This window comes from Aidingimonas lacisalsi (genome assembly GCF_008079445.1).
In the GTDB taxonomy this organism is placed as follows: domain Bacteria; phylum Pseudomonadota; class Gammaproteobacteria; order Pseudomonadales; family Halomonadaceae; genus Aidingimonas; species Aidingimonas lacisalsi.
The window spans coordinates 107,125-123,505 of sequence record NZ_VRYH01000002.1 but is presented as its reverse complement, the minus strand read 5'-3'; the positions used below and the strand labels follow the sequence as shown (position 1 = coordinate 123,505).

Here is a 16,381-nt window from a genome sequence, read left to right as displayed (position 1 = left end):
GCCGCTGCCGACGCCACAATGCCACCCCCAGCGCCATAACACGAGATGTCAGGGACGCTCATCTCCCAGGGTATCGGCCACGTACGCGCCCCTGCTGCCCATTGGTCGTGACTTGCCAGCCGTGGTGTCCTGCCGTGTCTGATGCTCGACCGTAGCGTTGAGTTTGCCACCCAACAACACCATGAAGGCCGACAGCCAGAACCACAGCAGCAAACCGACCACGGCACCTAACGAGCCGTATACCTGGTTGAAAACTGGAAAGTGACGTACATACACCGATAAACCAAGCGACCCCAACACCCATAGCAGGGTTGCCAATATCGTACCGATACCCAGCCATTCCCAACGGGGCGAGCGACGATAGGGGGCGAAGCGATACAGGATGGCCGTTGTCAGCATCATCACCACCAACAGCACCGGCCAGCGTATCCAGCCAATCACGGTGACCCACGGGCGCGAGAGTCCGAGATACCGAATCATCAAGGGAAAGAGCGTGATGAACGCAATGGTGACCAACGTCATGACCAGCAAACCGAACGTCAAGGCAGCCACCGTCATGGTGCGCTTCACGAAACCGCGCCTCTCCGACTCACCGTAAACGACATTCAGCCCTCGAATCAGCCCCCGGATGCCCTTGGAAGCGATGAACACCGCGATCAGAAGGCTCAGCAGCGCTGTTGCACTCAGGCCGGCATCGGTATTGCTACCGACGTCTTCGGCTTGTTGGCGAATGATCGAAGCCGCTCCCGGCGGAATGAAACGGACGAGCTCACCGATATGCCCGGCCATCTGTTCAGGATCGAAAGCCAGAGCCCACAACGCGATGACAGCAGCAATCGCAGGGAAGAGTGCCAACAAGGCATAGAAGGCTACGCCGGCCGCCAGCAATGTGATGTCGTCGTCTGCCAGATCGTGACGCATGCGCCACAGAATGTCCTTCCAGCCAGCGCGCGGAATCTCGCTTGGCAGGGATGCGTCGCGACCATGGCCTTGGTGAGCATCATCATTCATGTCGGCATCTCGCTGGATCCCATTGAGTTCATCATGACATTGATGTTCCGTTGATGCCCATCATCAGCACGCACTATTCTATTTTGACAGAACTAGACGACCGGTCTAATATCCAGGCATCACTCATTAGTCAGCGAATAGTTATCGCCAACTGGCTAGCCTAGGAGGTCCTTTTCCATGACCGATGCCACGGATATCCTGTTCGATTCGTTCACGCTGGGCGACCTGCCCCTGCCTAACCGAGTCATCATGTCTCCCTTGACCCGCTCCCGCGCCAGTCAGCCGGGTGATATCCCCAATGCCATGAATGCCGAGTATTATCGCCAGCGCGCCGGTGCCGGCCTGATCATCGCCGAGGCCACCCAGGTATCGCCCCAGGGCAAGGGGTATGCCTTCACCCCCGGGATCCATTCCGAGGCTCAAGTCGAAGGTTGGAAGCAAGTCACCGAGGCCGTACACGCCGCCGGAGGACGAATCTATCTGCAACTCTGGCATGTCGGACGCATCTCGCGTCCGGAGTTGCAACCCAACGGCGAGACCCCCGTCGCGCCATCGGCCATCAAACCGGAAGGCGCCATGACGTTCATCAGTGCCGAATCCGGCATGGTCGACGTACTGCAACCGCGCGCCCTGGGGATCGACGAGATGCCCGACATCGTCGCTCAGTACCGCCACGGTGCCGAAAACGCCAAACGGGCCGGTTTCGATGGTGTCGAAGTGCACTGTGCCAATGGCTATCTGCTCGACCAGTTCCTGCGCACCCACAGCAACCGGCGAACCGATGCCTACGGTGGTTCGGTGGACAATCGCATGCGCCTGCCGCTGGAAGTGATCGACGCCGTCATCGACGTCTGGGGAACCGAGCGTGTCGGCGTGCGAATCGGCCCGACCGGCAGTTTCAACGACATGGATGATGCCAATCCCAAGGAAACCTTCTCCGCCTTCGCCAACGCTCTGAACGAACGCGGCATCGCCTTTCTGGAGGTGGTTGAAGACTCGTTCCAGGGTAACCATGCCAATGGCCGCCACGAAGAGATCATCGATGCCCTGCGTTCGTCCTTTCGTCGCGCCTACATCGGCAACGGTCGTTATTCGGCCGACGAAGCCCGTGAACGGATTGGCAGAGGACTGGCCGACCTGGCCTCGTTCGGCCGGCCGTTCATTGCCAACCCCGATCTGCCGGAGCGTTTCCGCCGCGGGGCCTCGCTCAACGAGTGGGACGAAAGCACTTTCTACGGCGGTGACGCCAACGGCTATACGGATTACCCGTTCCTGGAGGAGCGAGAAGTGTCCGCCTGAGCCGAACTCATGTCGGAGGCGCCGCTCGCCAAGCGCGGGCGGCATCCTCCCCCCGTTGCTGATCGACGACCAGGCAGATCAACACCGCTACGATGAACAGGACGGCACATAGCAGAATCGACGCTCGCAAGCCGACCAATGACTGCAAGACGCCCAACCCGATAATGCCGAACACGCCGGCAAGCTTGTTGGCCAACCCCCAGAAGCCAAAAAATTCCGCCGCTTTGCCGTTCGGGGAAAACAATCCGACCAATGCCCGACTCGCGGATTGACTCGAGCCCAGACTCAGCCCCGCCAGGGTTCCCACCACCAGGAACAGGTGCTGGGCCTGCATGTCCATGCCCCATGCCGTATTGAGAAACGCCGTCACGGTCGGTGTCCCCCAGATGGCGATGATCGCCGCTACCCATAGCAGCAACGTGCCGATATAGGTCGGTTTCGCACCGATCCGATCCTGAAGGAAACCGAACCCTAGCGCCCCTGCCGCTGCCGTGATCTGCACGATGATGAACATGATATTGCGGATCGATTCGTCCCAACCGATCACCTGGGCACCATAGATGAAGGCAAAGGCGATGATGATATAAATGCCCGCCATGGAAAACAGCAACGACACCAGAAACACGGCCAGATCACGGAATTCGCGCAGTTCCATGAATGTGGAAACGATGCGCCGACGGGCAACGGCCAGATAACTGGCATGCGCGATACGAGGCTGCGGGACACCCCGCTCCTGCAGCCACAGGAATGTCGGAAGTGCGGCAACCAGGAAAAAGGCGGCGGCAAATGGCCCGACCCAGCGGATCCGATCGAAATTCGCCTCGGTGGCTTCACCGAGGACGACCAGCGTGAACCCGGCGGCAAACAACCCACCGACATAGCCCAACGACCAGCCGAATCCGGAAATCTTGCCCAACTCGCGCGGTGGACCCAGCTCTGGCAGGAAAGCGGCAATGAAGGACTCACCCATCGAGTAGGCATAATTCGATACGACGATCAGTAAAAAGCCCAGCACCACATAACCGGGAGCGACGAAATACAGCATGGCCGTCGTTGCGACCGTGACCAGATAGCTGATGAAGAGATAACGCTTCTTGGTGGCATTGGCATCCATTGCCGCGCCGCACACCGGGGCCGTCACCACGACCATCAGGTAGCTGATTGCCAGCGCCAGGCTCCACAGAAGATTGGCCAGACGATAGTTGTCGCCCCGGTCTCCGACGATCACGGTGGTGAATAGCTCGCCAAACACGACGGTAATGATCAGCAAGGTGTAAGCCTGATTGGCAAAGTCGAACATTGCCCATCCCAGGATCTCCTTGCGTGACGCGCGCGTTACCGGTGGAGCGCTCGGTGCCGTCACACGTCATCCCCCGGATCGGCTCGGTTGCCCTGTCGGAATTTGTCGATGGCCTCCTCCCCCTGACCGGCCAGCGTATCGAGTCGATCGATCTGCGCTTTGAGCTTGGGCAAGGCATCGCGCCGATAGCTGGCCAGGTCGTCCAACGCTGCCATGACGTCGGAAAAGGCACTTTCGAGCGATTGCATATCGAGCATCGACGAAGCGGCGCGAGTCTGAATATCGACGCCCTGGTTGCGCAGCGCCTTGGCCGTACCGGCGATCATATCGGAGGTCGTTCGATTGATCGATTCGACCCGCTCCAGCACCAAACGCTGATTGGCCAACGCCATGGCCACCGTCACTGCGACACTCAGAGCCGCTACGGTCACGTTGATGGCACGATCCACACCGCGCATCAACTCGCGATTATTACGGATCACGACTTCCAGCGCCAGGACACCCTGCTGGCTCACCGCCAACTGCTGCTGCAGGTCGACGACACGCTGGCGTAGAGGGAACAGCAGTTCCTCCTCGATGAACGTCCGTTGTGCATCGCTCGCCTCCCGCAACTCGGCGGCTTGAGTCAGACGCTCATCGATCCGTTGCCCAAGCGCAATCTGGTGATGAAGCTCCTGAATGATCTCGTGCAACGCCTCCTGGTCATCCGCCAATGTCAGATTATCGCGGTCGAGCATGTCCCGGCCGTCTTCCAGATCGGCGATGATGGCATCCAGGGCATCCTGAGCATTCTCGAACTTGCGGAAGTAACGTTGCAGGCGATTACCCACACCCGGCAACCAGGAGACGACTTTGTCCATCCCTCGCTGAGCCAGATCATGACGATTGGGATCGAGGTTATCCATCCGGCTGCGCAGGTCGACCAATGCCTTGGCCACCGGTCCGCCGTCATCGCTCTGTTGAGCCAGTTTACGCAATGGCGTTTGCAACATGGCACTCTGGTGAGCGGCACGCCGCTGGGCTTCGAGTCCCATCTCATCCACTGCTCGGCGGCGATGTTCGGTACTCGACGACTGGCCTTCGCCAAGCAGCCGTTCCACATACGCCTCGGCCTCGGCATCCAGTCGCGCGTCTTCATCAGGCGGTTGATCGCCCACCTCATGCTGCTCTAGATCCTCGGCAATTCTCTCTACTGGCGGTAACGCCAACTGCTTGTCGGGGGGAACCCCAGCTTCGTTTCGCATCGTATCTCTTCCCGACAACCGTTTGATGACCATCGTTTACCGTGAACATTCGCGCATTGCAAGGCGGGGCATGCAGCCTGATGCTTCATCGCCGCCGTTGACCCGGCACCACATCCCCATCATCCCCATCATCCCCATCATCCCCATCATCCCCATCATCCCCATCATCCCCATCATCCCCATCATCCCCGATGATGACGACCATAGCGAGGCGCCCTGTCAATGAAGCGCCGTAGCTCTGCCAATGCCTGGTCGGCACTCACTTTGGCCTGCGTCCGGCCTGTATCCAGGCGCGCCATCGCGACGGCCGTATCGTCCAGGGCCGTCAGTGCCGATTCGTTGCGAGCGGACAAGTCACGTAAATGCCGTTCAGTCTCGTCGACCAGTTGCAGCCGCCGCTTGAGAGCCACACGTTCGGCCACCGTGAGCTGATTACCTTCCCGCTCGAGTCGGCGACGTACGAAGTCGCTATCGACACCCGCCACGCTACTCGCCTGGGACGCCATATCGTGCAGCGTATCCACGGCTCCGAGACATACGTCGATGATCAACTGTCGCGAACGTTCAAACGTAAGCTCGCTGGCATCGAAACGACTCTCGATCAACGCCGAGACGTGGCGATAGCGACTGTATAGTCGATCCGCCTGGGTGGCCAGATCATCTCGACCCGACTCACGCAGTGCCTGTTTGGCATGACACAACGCCATGATGACATCATCGGCGTCCTGAGGTGGATGATCCGGATCGAGCACGGCCGATCCCGCCTCCCGTGCCTCACGATCACGCCGTGCTTGCTCACGAGCGAGTTCCTCGCCGCGATACGACTCTCGACGCCAATCGCGAAAACGCTTCCACCAACGGCGTACACGGCGTTCCACTGGGAGTTCGACAGCAATGAAAACGACGCCGCTGAGCCATCCCAATAGACTCGGCCCGAAACCGCCCCATAGTGAGGTCAACCAAAGCAGGAAGGCAATGAACGGCAGCAACAGCCAATAACGTACACCGACCTGCACCCGATTCGGATGCTCAGTGGGCAGGGCCAGTGAAGGGTTCACCATGCCGACGAGAAACCATGGAATACAGGTCAGAAACAACCCATAGGCAAACCCTTGAAGAAACTCCAGCATAATCAGTGCGATTCGCGCCCTTGAAAATAAAATCCTGTGTGTAGAACTACACGAAATGAGCGCCGAAGGCCACCGCCATCGCAACTGGCAATAAGGAAATAGTCAGCAGACCTTCACACCAGATCGCGCGGAAGCGTTTCGTCCCAGGTTTTGGAGAAGACTCGGGTTTCCCCCTCGTAGGCATCCAGCGTCGCACGCAGTCGAAATGCGTCGGCATCACTGGTCATGCGGGTGCGTGTCAACGTTTTGACGCACCAATCACCGCGTCGGAAACTACGCTTCCACTCCGTCCATCCGGTGACGCTGTCGTAATGGCCATGCGCATAGCTGTAACGCTCGGTAACGCGAGCGGAGACTTCCATCCCGATATCGTCGAGACGATAGGTTCCTTCGTCGTTGATGACTTCCAGCATGGTCTGGTCATTGGCCAGGTCGCGAACGACCCGCCACGTCTCCTGGGTCGGCTGGATCAGTGTCTTCGCCAAGGGCGGCGCCCCTTCCGGTGCACCGAAGGCGCCAAGCGCTTCTTCCTCCCTGGGCCGCGGCGCACGACCCGGTAGAATAAGCCGGCTCTGGCCGGGCGCCACTGTCAACGTTGCCGGCCGTGGCGCCGGCCAAGCCAGCGGCCAGTAACTGGTGGAAATCGATAGCCGAATGGCATGGCCGGCCGGAAACTGCTGGGCGATATGCTTGAGCGCCACACGGACACGATAGCGCTTGCCGACCTGCAGCGGTGCCGGATGTTCGTCACTGACACGATGCGTGAGATTGAGCAGGCCATACGAGACTCGCGTGGCCTTGTCGTCTTGGGCGACATCGATCAGCCGCACGGCCACCATGGCGACCGGTTGATCGGCAGCCAGCTCCAGTTCCACTTCCGGCTGACCGCAAATCTCGAGCGGCTCTTCCAGAGGGGGGGTCTGAAAGATCAGGGCGCCGCCATCTTCATCACGTTGATCATGGGGCAGATCCGGCGGCGCATTGTATGAACACCATTTACCCGCATACAGACCGACCGACAGCGGAGAACGAATCGTCAAGGTCGAATCGTCATCGACAACCGACTGCGTGGATTCATCGACCAGATCGTGTCCGACGGTCAACCGGTATGTCACCGGTTGGATTTTCGGCGACGGCCACACCGGCTCGGCCACCCAGCGCCCCGGACGTACATCGTAACGTGCTGAAGGCGGTACCGATTCCTGCATCCAGACGCGTAGCATGGGCTCATCCATGATGCCCGTCTCTGTGCCTTTCAGCCAGTAGTCCCACCAGCGCAATGACTCTTGCAGAAACCCGATGGCCGGACCGGGGACACCGAGATGGGGATACTTGTGCGCCCATGGACCGACCAGCCCCTTGCGAGGTACATCGAGTCCTTCCAGCAACCGAAACACCGCATTGCAGTATCCATCGGCCCAGCCACTGATGGCATAGACGGGACATTGAATGCGCGAGAAGTCCTCACAGACCGAGCCATGTTGCCAATAGGCATCACGTCGCTGGTGCGCCAGCCACTTGGCCAACCACAAGCCACTGCCTTCGAGCCGTTGCTGCCACATGTCCCGCCAGCGATCGCCAACCAGCGCCGGATCGGGTGGGCAGGCGTTGCCATCGAACATCGTCGACGCCCATGACAGGTTATCGGCCAACAGGCAACCACCCATATGGTGAATGTCATCGGCATAGCGATCGTCGGTAGAGCACAACGTGATCACCGCCTTGAGTTGAGGCGGCCCCATGGCGGCGACCTGCAAACCATTGAAACCGCCCCAGGAGATGCCCACCATTCCGACGTCACCGGTACACCACGACTGCCTCTCAAGCCATTCGAGAATGGCCACGCCGTCATCGAGTTCCTGCTGCAGATACTCGTCGGTCAGCACGCCATCGGATTCCCCCGTGCCACGGATATCGACACGCACACCGGCATAACCGTGTCCCGCCCAATAAGGGTGAGCCAACGCATCACGCTCAGCGGTCAGGTCGCGTTTGCGGTACGGCAAGTACTCGAGAATGGCCGGTACGGGATCCTCTTCCGCGTCGACCGGCCGCCAGATACGGGCCGCCAGCTGCGTGCCGTCCTGCAATGGAATCCAGGTCTCCTCTTCGACTATCTGTCGGGGAAAGGTATCCACAATGTGCATTCAAGGCGCTCCACGGCTAACTGATGATGTCATCGAACGCAAAGGGGAGTTGCTCGGCCAAGCGTTCGTAATTCGCCAACAAGTCCGCTTCATCTTGCGCGCCCATCCAGATATACGCCAGAGCATAACTGTAACTGTCCTGCTCAGGCAGTGCCGACAACCGCTGGCCCTCGGTGACCTGCAAATCGATCACCGTGCCGGGAAAGGCATGCTCCAGCGCGGCTACCTCGTCGGCGTTCGGCACGCGTGTCACCACGGCATCGGTAAAGAATACCCGATAGAAGAACTTGGCTGCCAACGGATACTGCCCCTGGCGGTGCGGCATATCCGGACGTTTGCCCAAGGCCAGATCGATGGTGACCTGCTGGTGACTGACTCCATCCACCTTGGCAAACAGATCGCAGTGAGACTGCGAGATGCGAGTGTTGATTTCCAGCAGCCAGATACGGTCCTGTACCTCGTCCCAGAAGTACTCGATGTTGAACGCGGCGTTGTCGTAGCCGATGTGTTGCATGACGGCCGCTGTCAGCTCGGTCATCTCGAGCTGAATGTGATCGGGTAGCCCCGACGGATAGCGGTAGTGGAAGAAACTCAGAACATGGGGATAGCGCAGCGAGTCGACGATGCCATAACTGACGACCTCGCCTTCGCATACATAGCCCTCGACAGTGCATTGCCAGCCACCGATGATCTCTTCCGCCATGCAGAAATGGCCATCGACGGCGGCAATGTCCGGCGGCAACGTGGCTTGCTCCAGAACGGTATTGAAAGGGTCGGCGATCAACCCTATCTCCGCTCGCAGCCGCTCGATGGCCTGGTGGAAATCCTCGGGACTGTCGATGCGAAATCCCAGACGTGAGCCCGAGGACTTGATCGGTTTGATGAAGAAAGGGAAATACAATCCGGCGTCGCTGACCCTCGCCAGGGCATCATCGTCGAATGGATCGAAAGCCGTGAAGGCCGGAATGAAGTCGGGGATCACTTCACGCTGAACGGATCGACTCCAGTATTTATGTTCACACTTGAGCAGACTTTCCAGCGATGTCGTTCGCGTCCCGAAACGTGCGCAGAGAATCGGCAGCATGGTCGAGACCGGGAAATCCATGTAGCCGACGATGGCATCGATAGTCCCCTCATGGGCCTCGAGATGGGCTGTCGCCTCTTCGAGCATACCGCCGATATCGAACACCTCTGTGTCATACACGGCTGCGGGATCAATGACGCCGTGAAATTCACATTCCTCGACCCCACGCAGTTGCTTCAATCGCTGGTGGTTGAACTCATTCAAGCCGACTACGAAGACATGCTGTTTCTCACTCATGACCACCACCTCGCTGGGGCATACCACCATCGGAGATGACACGACTCATGCCCCATTCAACGAGCATCGGCCTGTCACTGACATAGCATAGTTCAGTTGGACGACTCGAACCGGCCTTGGAGAGAGGCGTTGGTATGGCAACTGCGTTTATACAAAGTCCAAGGCATCGCGTGAAGTCGCTCAGGCCACGCATGGTAGGCTATTGATAGACACTGGCATGCCGCCAGCACCGACGGGCCACATCATTAGTACGACATCATGCCGACCGAGAATCCGACCCAACTGCTGGCCGCACCGGCCAGCCAAACCTGGCATCATTCGCTGGCTCGCTTGATCCAGGGTGCGAGCTCGCCCGGTTTTCCCGCCATGCTGGAAAAGATACTGCGGGAATGCGTCGGGTTCGATTCTATCCTGATCCATACCTATCAGGGGCAACGCCACCCCCTCTTGATCCACGACGACTACCCGCCTCAACGTCGTGAGCAAGGGATAGAACGTTATCTTAGTGAAGCGTATCTGCTCGATCCCTTTTTCAGCGCAGTTCGTGAAGGGCTGGAACAGGGAGCCCATCGTCTGCGCGAGCTGGCTCCCGATCGTTTTGAAGCCAGTGATTACTATCACTACTATTACCATGCATTGGGGCTGACAGAAGAAGTCGGCATCTTTGCACGCACGGCCGCGGATACCGTCATCGTGGTATCGCTGGGTTATCATCGTGACGGAACGTGCCTGACTCGACGCCATCTCCAGGCACTTCGCCATATCGCCCCGGTCATCGAGGTGCTACTGGCGGAGTTCTGGAAATGGCAGGGCCATGCATTTCAAGATGAACTGGACGCACAAGCGCCCGTGGAACAGGCTTTCGACAGCTTCGGACGTGAATCCTTGACCGACCGCGAGCGTGAGATCGTTCGGTTGCTACTGGCAGGTCATTCGACGAAATCGGCAGCCAAGGCGCTCGCTATCAGCGACGGGACCGTAAAAGTGCATCGAAAACATATTTATCAGCGTCTTGCCATTACGAGCCAGTCACAGCTATTTAGACGCTTTCTCGATCACGTCGCCCTCGTTTCGAGGCAGCAGGCCCACGATAGCTAGGCACACCCCGGCATGGAGCGCCCGCGTGATTGCATCTAATCAAGGACAACCTGGGATGATGACAGCGAGACATTGTCTCGGATATGTTAGCGACAGACAAATAAGTTTAATGAATCATTAGAAAATAATATCAATGATTAACGCAGGGGGTATTAAAAAATCGATATTATCGATTTTTTAATACAGTACAGGGAACATCAATGAAATCATGGATTGTCACTTGTTTATGCGTTTTTCCTATGCCCGTATGGGCCTCCGGACTCGAAGCGCTAACTTTTATCACGGAAGAATATCCTCCCTATAACTTTCAGCGAGACGGCAAACTGCAAGGTCGGTCCGTCGAGATACTGGATGCCATCTTCGACCTGACCGAAACCGACCTGACGACAGCGGATATCCATTATCTCCCCTGGGCAAGAGGGTACGAAACTACGCTGAACAAACCCAATACGGTGCTGTTCTCTACCACATGGACACCGTCCCGCAATGCGCTTTTCAAGTGGGTCGGTCCGATCGCCACCGATCGCGTCGGTCTGATTGCCCGCAAGGACAAGGGTATCGAGATCGAGAGCATCGATGAACTCAACCATTCAGACTACCGCCTCACTGCCATTCGAGAAGACATCGGTGAACAAAGTCTGGAAGCGGCAGGTGTCGACATGGGCCAGGTACGCGAGGCCATCTCCAATACCAGTGCCTTGCAGATGCTGACTCGAGATCGGGTCGATTTGTGGGCCTACAGTGAAGACGTCGCCCTCTGGATCGCCGAAGAAACGGGTCTTGATCCAGCCAATTATGAGTCCGTGTACACGTTGAGTGAATCTCAGCTCTACTTCGCCTTGCATCCCGATACCAATGAGCGATTGGTGGCCACCATGCAGGACGCATTGGAACGACTAAGAGAGCAGGGAGTGCTCGAGGACATCCTGGAGCCGTGATGAAGATGAGACTCGCAATGCGTTTCCTGCCTGCCAGGCGATGGATCCTGGCAATGCTATGCTGCATGCCAGTCACTGGCCTAGGCTACGATGTGATATTCAATACCGAGGAATATCCACCGTTCAATTATCGAACCGAGGATGGTGATGTCGCGGGTATTTCCACGCAAATGTTGCGACAAGCCATCAAGGAGGCCGGCTTAACCGCAGACTTTCGTTTGTTGCCCTGGGCACGCGCCTATACAGAAGCCAAGTTGCGCGACTCTCACTGTGTCTACTCCACGTCACGCACGCCAGAACGTGAGTCGCATTTCCAATGGGTAGGCCCGTTGATCGTCAACGAATGGGCAGCATTCGTACGCCGGGGCAGCGAGATCGATGCCGCGCGACTCGACGAATTGGCAGGGTTGCGTGTCGGCAGCTTTAGAGAAGATGCCGTCGGCCAATTCGTCGAAGCGCAAGGTATCCCCATCATCCTCGCACCGACCGAACGTGAGAACATTCATCGACTGGAAGCCGGCCTGATCGATGTCTGGGTCAGCGGTGACAAGGTTGCCCAGCAGCTCGCGACCGAGGCCAACGCGCCCATCGAAAAACTCTTCACTTTCCAACGGTCGACGCTGTACCTGGCCTGCCACCCATCAGTACCGACCTCGATTACCGAACGGCTTCAGACGTCGCTGGACGCCATGAGACAACGTGGCGTCCACGAAAGGATTCGTCGCAACGTCATGGAACGACTGGAGCGCAACCGATGAACGACAACTACCGCCCCCAGCGGCATCATACGGTGTCACGCTGGCATGGCATCACGGGCAAGCAGGCCATTCTGACACTCATCATTGCGGGTGTAGTCAGCATACTGGCGGGCCTGACGGAGCTAGCGCTGGATGTACGCAGCATGCGGGATGAAATCCAGGACCGTACCCACCAGTTGCTGGAACTGGTAGACGGCACCGCTGCTGAAGCGGCATTCCAACTCAACCCATCACTCGCCGAGCAAGTCGCAGACGGCCTTTTCGATGAAGGAAGCATCAGCGAAGTGGAGTTACGCGACGACTTTGATCGGGTGATGGTTCGGCGTGAACAACGTCAAGCGCCTGAAGCCAACTGGCTGCTCGATGCACTGTTCGCCGACATGCTGCACTATTCCGGTACCCTCGAATACGACATGGATGGCTATGCCGAGCCACAACCGGTCGGTGAGATCGAAGTCCGGCTATCCATGAACAGTCTTGGCGAGACGTTCTTCAAGCGTAGCGCATTGATCTTCTCTCTCAGTGTCGTGAAAGCCTTCGCCATCACACTGCTGGTCGTAGCGACCTTCCATTTCTTGTTCACTCGCTCGCTACTGAAGTTACACGCTGCCATCGCCGTGGTCGATCCTAAGCGACCGGGCAACTGGCCCAAGCCGAAACTACAACGCCATAAGCGCGATGAACTTGGCCACTTGGTCGAAGGGATCGATGACTTGCTGAATGCCTTCCAGCAAGGGCTGGAACAACGCGACCATCTACGTCAGATCTCAACGATGGATGGATTGACCGGTATCGCCAACCGCCGGCATTTCGATGCCTATCTGAACGATGAATGGCGGCGGGCGAGACGTCTGGGAACGGCTCTATCGATTCTGTTCATCGACATCGATCATTTCAAAGCCTATAACGACAATTACGGTCATATTCACGGCGACGACTGCCTGCGCAACGTCGCCCTTCTGCTGACCGATTCGTTGTCGCGTCCTGCGGATCTCGTGGCACGTTACGGTGGCGAGGAATTCGTCTGTGTGCTGCCGGACACCAACCTCGATGGTGCTGTCAGGGTTGCCGAACACATTCAGGAAACGATGCTGGCTGCTGGCATCCCACATGCATTCTCACCCACTCACCATCACATCACGCTGAGCATTGGTGTCGCCAGCGGCATGCCGACATCCGAGGATGACCATGCCGATGACATACTGAACTACGCCGACCGACGGCTTTACCAGGCCAAAGCCCAGGGCCGCAACTGTATTGTCAGCAGCGATAGCGCATGTATCCTCGGTGCCGAGTCATGAGGATCATGCGCCTGCATCGGTATCACGCCTCGTTGGCGCGCTTCAACAAGGCATCGCACAGCACCTGGGTCCCCAGTGCACAATGTTCGGGAGACGTGTACTCGGCTTCATTGTGACTGATGCCATCGCGACAGGGGACGAAAATCATCGCGGTCGGCGCGACCGCCGCGACATTGACGGCATCATGCCCGGCACCACTCATCATGCGCCGATATTGCACACCCTGCCATTGCGCTGCCTGCTCGACAGCTTCGATGCACCCTTGATGGAAATGCACGACCGGCGATTGCCAGATCCGCTCACTCTGCACGGTAACGCCGAACGTGTCACCGACACTTGCCAATTCCCGATGGAAAAGCGCCTCCAGCGCGTCGAGCTCACCGTCCTTCGTATGGCGCAGGTCCACGGTCAGTGAGACCTTGCCCGGGATCACGTTGCGTGACGGTGCGTCGATCTCCAGGCAGCCCACCGTGACTCGGCTGTCGCCATCGGGATCGTGGCACGCATGCGCCTGAAGACGATCGATCAGGCGAGCCGCCGCAGCCAGCGCATCCCGACGTGAGAGCATCGGTGTCGGACCGGCATGAGCCGCCTGCCCGCTCAAGGTGACGTCGAACCAGCGCATGCCCTGCACGCCGGTGACTACACCGATCGACTCGCCAGCCGCTTCGAGCACCGGCCCCTGTTCGATATGCAGTTCGAGAAAGCTGGCAAAACGCGGCTTCCCGACCGGCATGTCCCCCGCAAACCTGATGTTCTCCAACGCCTCCCCCAGAGTCACGCCGTCGCGATCACGTCGCGCCAGCGTCGACTCGACACTGAAACGCCCGGCATACGTACCGGACGCCACCATGGCCGGAGCAAAGCGGCTACCCTCCTCATTGGTCCAGACCACCAGCTCGAGCGGCCGTTCGGTGACGATGCCCTGCTCATGTAATGTCCGCAAGATTTCCAGCCCTGCCAGCACCCCCAGCACACCGTCGAATCGCCCTCCCTTGGGCTGGGTATCAAGATGACTTCCGACACCCACCGGGTCCAGATCGTTCTGACGTCCAGGTCGGCGAACGAACAAGTTGCCGATACGGTCGATTCGCACCGTGCATCCCAGTGCTTCACACCATTCCATGAACAAGCGACGCCCGGCAGCATCCTCATCGGTCAAGGCCAGGCGACAACTGCCGCCATTTTCGGTGGGGCCGATCTCCGCCATGGCCATGAGGCTGTTCCAGAGTCGTTGGGGATCGATGGTGATCGTCATTGTCGTGGTCTCCCGTTATCAGCTTGACGTCAACTCTAGATAGGCAGCCAGTAGCGGCGATATACCCCAATCGGGATATATGGCCGTTCATGGAATGGACGCTAGGGTGCACTCGACCCTGATTTCCAATTCGACAAGACGAGGGCCGAGACCATGAATGCTCCCATCTCAAGACCGCATCCGTCGCAATCAGAGGATGTCCAGTCACTCTGGCAAAAGGACCGGGACCATTTCATCCACCCGTTCACCGATTTCAGTCTGTTCCACGAACAGGGGTGTGACCTGATTACCGATAGCGATGGTATCTATGTCGAAGACGCGCTCGGCCATCGCTATATCGATGGCATTGCCGGTCTATGGTGCGTCAATGTCGGCCACGGGCGGGGCGAGATCGGTCAGGCGATGTCAGATCAAGCCACCCGCATGGCCTATTTCTCGACCTTCAACAACCTCTCCAATGCCCCGGCCGCGGAGCTTGCCGCCAAGCTCGCCGAACTGGCTCCTACGCATCTCAACCATGTGTTCTATAGCTGCGGCGGTTCAGCCGCCAACGACGCCACCATCCGGCTGGTGCATTACTACTTCAATCGCCTCGGCAAACCGCACAAGAAACGCATTCTGTCGCGCAACAATGCCTACCATGGCACGACCTACCTGGCTGCCAGCCTGACCGGTATCAAGAGCAATAACTGGGACTTCGACACCCTCGACCATCTGGTGACCCACCTCAGCGAAGCCAACCTGTATCGCCGTCCGGATGGCATGAGCGAGGCCGACTACTGCGATTCGCTGGTCAGCGAACTCGAAGAAACGATCGAGCGAATCGGCGCCGACAACATCGCCGCCTTCATTGCCGAACCGATCATGGGGGCCGGCGGCGTGCTGGTCGCCCCCGATGGCTACCATGCGCGCATGCAGGCGGTCTGTCGCCAGCACGACATTCTCTACATCGCCGACGAGGTCGTCACAGGCTTCGGCCGTCTGGGTCACTTCTTTACCTCGGAAGCGGTCTTCGACACCCAGCCGGACATCATCAATTGCGCCAAGGGACTGTCGTCCGGCTATGCGCCGCTAGGCGCCACGCTGATTTCGGATGAACTCTATGAAGTGCTTTCCACCCCGCAGGGGCCGGGCGGCGTACTCAGTACCGGCTTCACCTACTCCGGTCATCCCGTGAGCTGTGCCGCCGCGCTGAAGAACATCGAGATCATCGAGCGCGAAGGCATCTGTGAGAACGTTCGCGAGATCGGCCCCTATCTGGAACGCCGGCTGAAGACGCTTACGCATCACGAAACGGTCGGCGATATCCGCGGCAGCCATTTCATGCTGTGTATCGAGAACGTCGCCGACAAGACCAGCAAGGCGCTTCTCCCGGTGGAGGCACGCGTCGGTGATCGGGTGGCCTTTGAAGCGCAGCAGCGTGGGCTGATCATCCGTCCGGTCGGTCATCTCAACATCGTGTCACCACCGCTGATCTGGGACCGTGACGTCGTCGATCGCGTGGTCGACATCCTCGACGAGTCCCTGGCCGCCACATCGCAATCGCTCAAGGACGACGGCTACCTGTAGATCCCCG

13 protein-coding genes are annotated in these 16,381 nt (G+C 58.5%); 6 read left to right on the top strand and 7 right to left on the bottom strand.

Annotated features, from left to right (window positions below; translation table 11 throughout):
- Nucleotides 1–48: 48 nt before the first annotated feature.
- The gene (locus tag FVV99_RS03815) at nucleotides 49–1,011 is read right to left on the bottom strand and encodes a YihY/virulence factor BrkB family protein (protein ID WP_148252722.1); all 963 of its coding nucleotides are present in this window, start codon (nucleotides 1,009–1,011) and stop codon (nucleotides 49–51) included.
- A 177-nt stretch (nucleotides 1,012–1,188) separates the two neighbouring features.
- On the opposite strand from FVV99_RS03815, the gene FVV99_RS03810 reads away from it, so the two are divergent.
- Nucleotides 1,189–2,310 carry an alkene reductase gene (locus FVV99_RS03810; protein ID WP_148252721.1) on the top strand — a complete coding sequence of 374 codons (1,122 nt, stop codon included), beginning with the start codon at nucleotides 1,189–1,191 and terminating at the stop codon, nucleotides 2,308–2,310.
- Between the two features lie 7 nt (nucleotides 2,311–2,317).
- Here the strand turns inward: FVV99_RS03810 and FVV99_RS03805 are convergent, their stop codons facing one another.
- The 5 genes from FVV99_RS03805 to FVV99_RS03785 form a co-directional block, all read right to left on the bottom strand.
- Nucleotides 2,318–3,673: an MFS transporter gene (locus FVV99_RS03805; RefSeq protein WP_330859520.1), complete on the bottom strand. Its 1,356-nt coding sequence runs from the start codon at nucleotides 3,671–3,673 to the stop codon at nucleotides 2,318–2,320.
- A complete protein-coding gene (locus FVV99_RS03800) occupies nucleotides 3,670–4,854 on the bottom strand; it encodes a toxic anion resistance protein (RefSeq protein ID WP_148252720.1) in 1,185 nt (394 codons plus the stop codon). Before FVV99_RS03800 ends, FVV99_RS03805 begins: the two co-directional genes overlap by 4 nt.
- Nucleotides 4,855–5,036: 182 nt before the next feature.
- A complete protein-coding gene (locus tag FVV99_RS03795; RefSeq protein ID WP_148252719.1) occupies nucleotides 5,037–5,984 on the bottom strand; it encodes a cobyrinic acid a,c-diamide synthase in 948 nt (315 codons plus the stop codon).
- A gap of 113 nt (nucleotides 5,985–6,097) precedes the next feature.
- Nucleotides 6,098–8,131, bottom strand: a complete 2,034-nt coding sequence (locus FVV99_RS03790) for a CocE/NonD family hydrolase (protein ID WP_148252718.1) — start codon at nucleotides 8,129–8,131, stop codon at nucleotides 6,098–6,100.
- Between the two features lie 16 nt (nucleotides 8,132–8,147).
- Complete coding sequence (locus tag FVV99_RS03785) at nucleotides 8,148–9,452, bottom strand: ATP-grasp domain-containing protein (RefSeq protein WP_148252717.1); 1,305 nt, start codon at nucleotides 9,450–9,452, stop codon at nucleotides 8,148–8,150.
- 258 nt (nucleotides 9,453–9,710) lie between these two features.
- Between FVV99_RS03785 and FVV99_RS03780 the strand changes: the two genes are divergently transcribed.
- The 4 genes from FVV99_RS03780 to FVV99_RS03765 all read left to right on the top strand — a co-directional run bounded on the left by FVV99_RS03780 (nucleotide 9,711) and on the right by FVV99_RS03765 (nucleotide 13,547).
- Nucleotides 9,711–10,550, top strand: coding sequence for a helix-turn-helix transcriptional regulator (locus FVV99_RS03780; protein WP_148252716.1), 840 nt, complete (start codon nucleotides 9,711–9,713; stop codon nucleotides 10,548–10,550).
- Nucleotides 10,551–10,789: 239 nt separating this feature from the next.
- Nucleotides 10,790–11,488 (top strand): substrate-binding periplasmic protein, encoded by a 699-nt coding sequence (locus FVV99_RS03775; RefSeq protein WP_161598955.1) that lies wholly within the window; start codon nucleotides 10,790–10,792, stop codon nucleotides 11,486–11,488.
- Nucleotides 11,488–12,246: a substrate-binding periplasmic protein gene (locus FVV99_RS03770; protein ID WP_148252714.1), complete on the top strand. Its 759-nt coding sequence runs from the start codon at nucleotides 11,488–11,490 to the stop codon at nucleotides 12,244–12,246. The genes FVV99_RS03775 and FVV99_RS03770 overlap by 1 nt, the downstream gene beginning before the upstream one ends.
- Nucleotides 12,243–13,547: a GGDEF domain-containing protein gene (locus FVV99_RS03765; RefSeq protein WP_148252713.1), complete on the top strand. Its 1,305-nt coding sequence runs from the start codon at nucleotides 12,243–12,245 to the stop codon at nucleotides 13,545–13,547. The genes FVV99_RS03770 and FVV99_RS03765 overlap by 4 nt, the downstream gene beginning before the upstream one ends.
- A 22-nt stretch (nucleotides 13,548–13,569) precedes the next feature.
- Here the strand turns inward: FVV99_RS03765 and FVV99_RS03760 are convergent, their stop codons facing one another.
- Entirely contained in the window at nucleotides 13,570–14,805 is a 1,236-nt protein-coding gene (locus tag FVV99_RS03760) for a M20 family metallo-hydrolase (RefSeq protein WP_148252712.1), read from the bottom strand.
- Between the two features lie 153 nt (nucleotides 14,806–14,958).
- On the opposite strand from FVV99_RS03760, the gene FVV99_RS03755 reads away from it, so the two are divergent.
- Complete coding sequence (locus tag FVV99_RS03755) at nucleotides 14,959–16,374, top strand: aminotransferase (protein ID WP_148252711.1); 1,416 nt, start codon at nucleotides 14,959–14,961, stop codon at nucleotides 16,372–16,374.
- Nucleotides 16,375–16,381: the final 7 nt, after the last annotated feature.

Excerpts from the sequence above, each read along its gene's own strand:
- FVV99_RS03815 (WP_148252722.1), bottom strand. The coding sequence starts at position 1,011 with ATGAATGATGATGCTCACCAAGGCCATGGTCGCGACGCATCCCTGCCA.
- FVV99_RS03810 (WP_148252721.1), top strand. The coding sequence starts at position 1,189 with ATGACCGATGCCACGGATATCCTGTTCGATTCGTTCACGCTGGGCGAC.
- FVV99_RS03800 (WP_148252720.1), bottom strand. The coding sequence starts at position 4,854 with ATGCGAAACGAAGCTGGGGTTCCCCCCGACAAGCAGTTGGCGTTACCG.
- FVV99_RS03795 (WP_148252719.1), bottom strand. The coding sequence starts at position 5,984 with ATGCTGGAGTTTCTTCAAGGGTTTGCCTATGGGTTGTTTCTGACCTGT.
- FVV99_RS03790 (WP_148252718.1), bottom strand. The coding sequence starts at position 8,131 with ATGCACATTGTGGATACCTTTCCCCGACAGATAGTCGAAGAGGAGACC.
- FVV99_RS03785 (WP_148252717.1), bottom strand. The coding sequence starts at position 9,452 with ATGAGTGAGAAACAGCATGTCTTCGTAGTCGGCTTGAATGAGTTCAAC.
- FVV99_RS03780 (WP_148252716.1), top strand. The coding sequence starts at position 9,711 with ATGCCGACCGAGAATCCGACCCAACTGCTGGCCGCACCGGCCAGCCAA.
- FVV99_RS03775 (WP_161598955.1), top strand. The coding sequence starts at position 10,790 with ATGCCCGTATGGGCCTCCGGACTCGAAGCGCTAACTTTTATCACGGAA.
- FVV99_RS03770 (WP_148252714.1), top strand. The coding sequence starts at position 11,488 with ATGAAGATGAGACTCGCAATGCGTTTCCTGCCTGCCAGGCGATGGATC.
- FVV99_RS03765 (WP_148252713.1), top strand. The coding sequence starts at position 12,243 with ATGAACGACAACTACCGCCCCCAGCGGCATCATACGGTGTCACGCTGG.
- FVV99_RS03760 (WP_148252712.1), bottom strand. The coding sequence starts at position 14,805 with ATGACGATCACCATCGATCCCCAACGACTCTGGAACAGCCTCATGGCC.
- FVV99_RS03755 (WP_148252711.1), top strand. The coding sequence starts at position 14,959 with ATGAATGCTCCCATCTCAAGACCGCATCCGTCGCAATCAGAGGATGTC.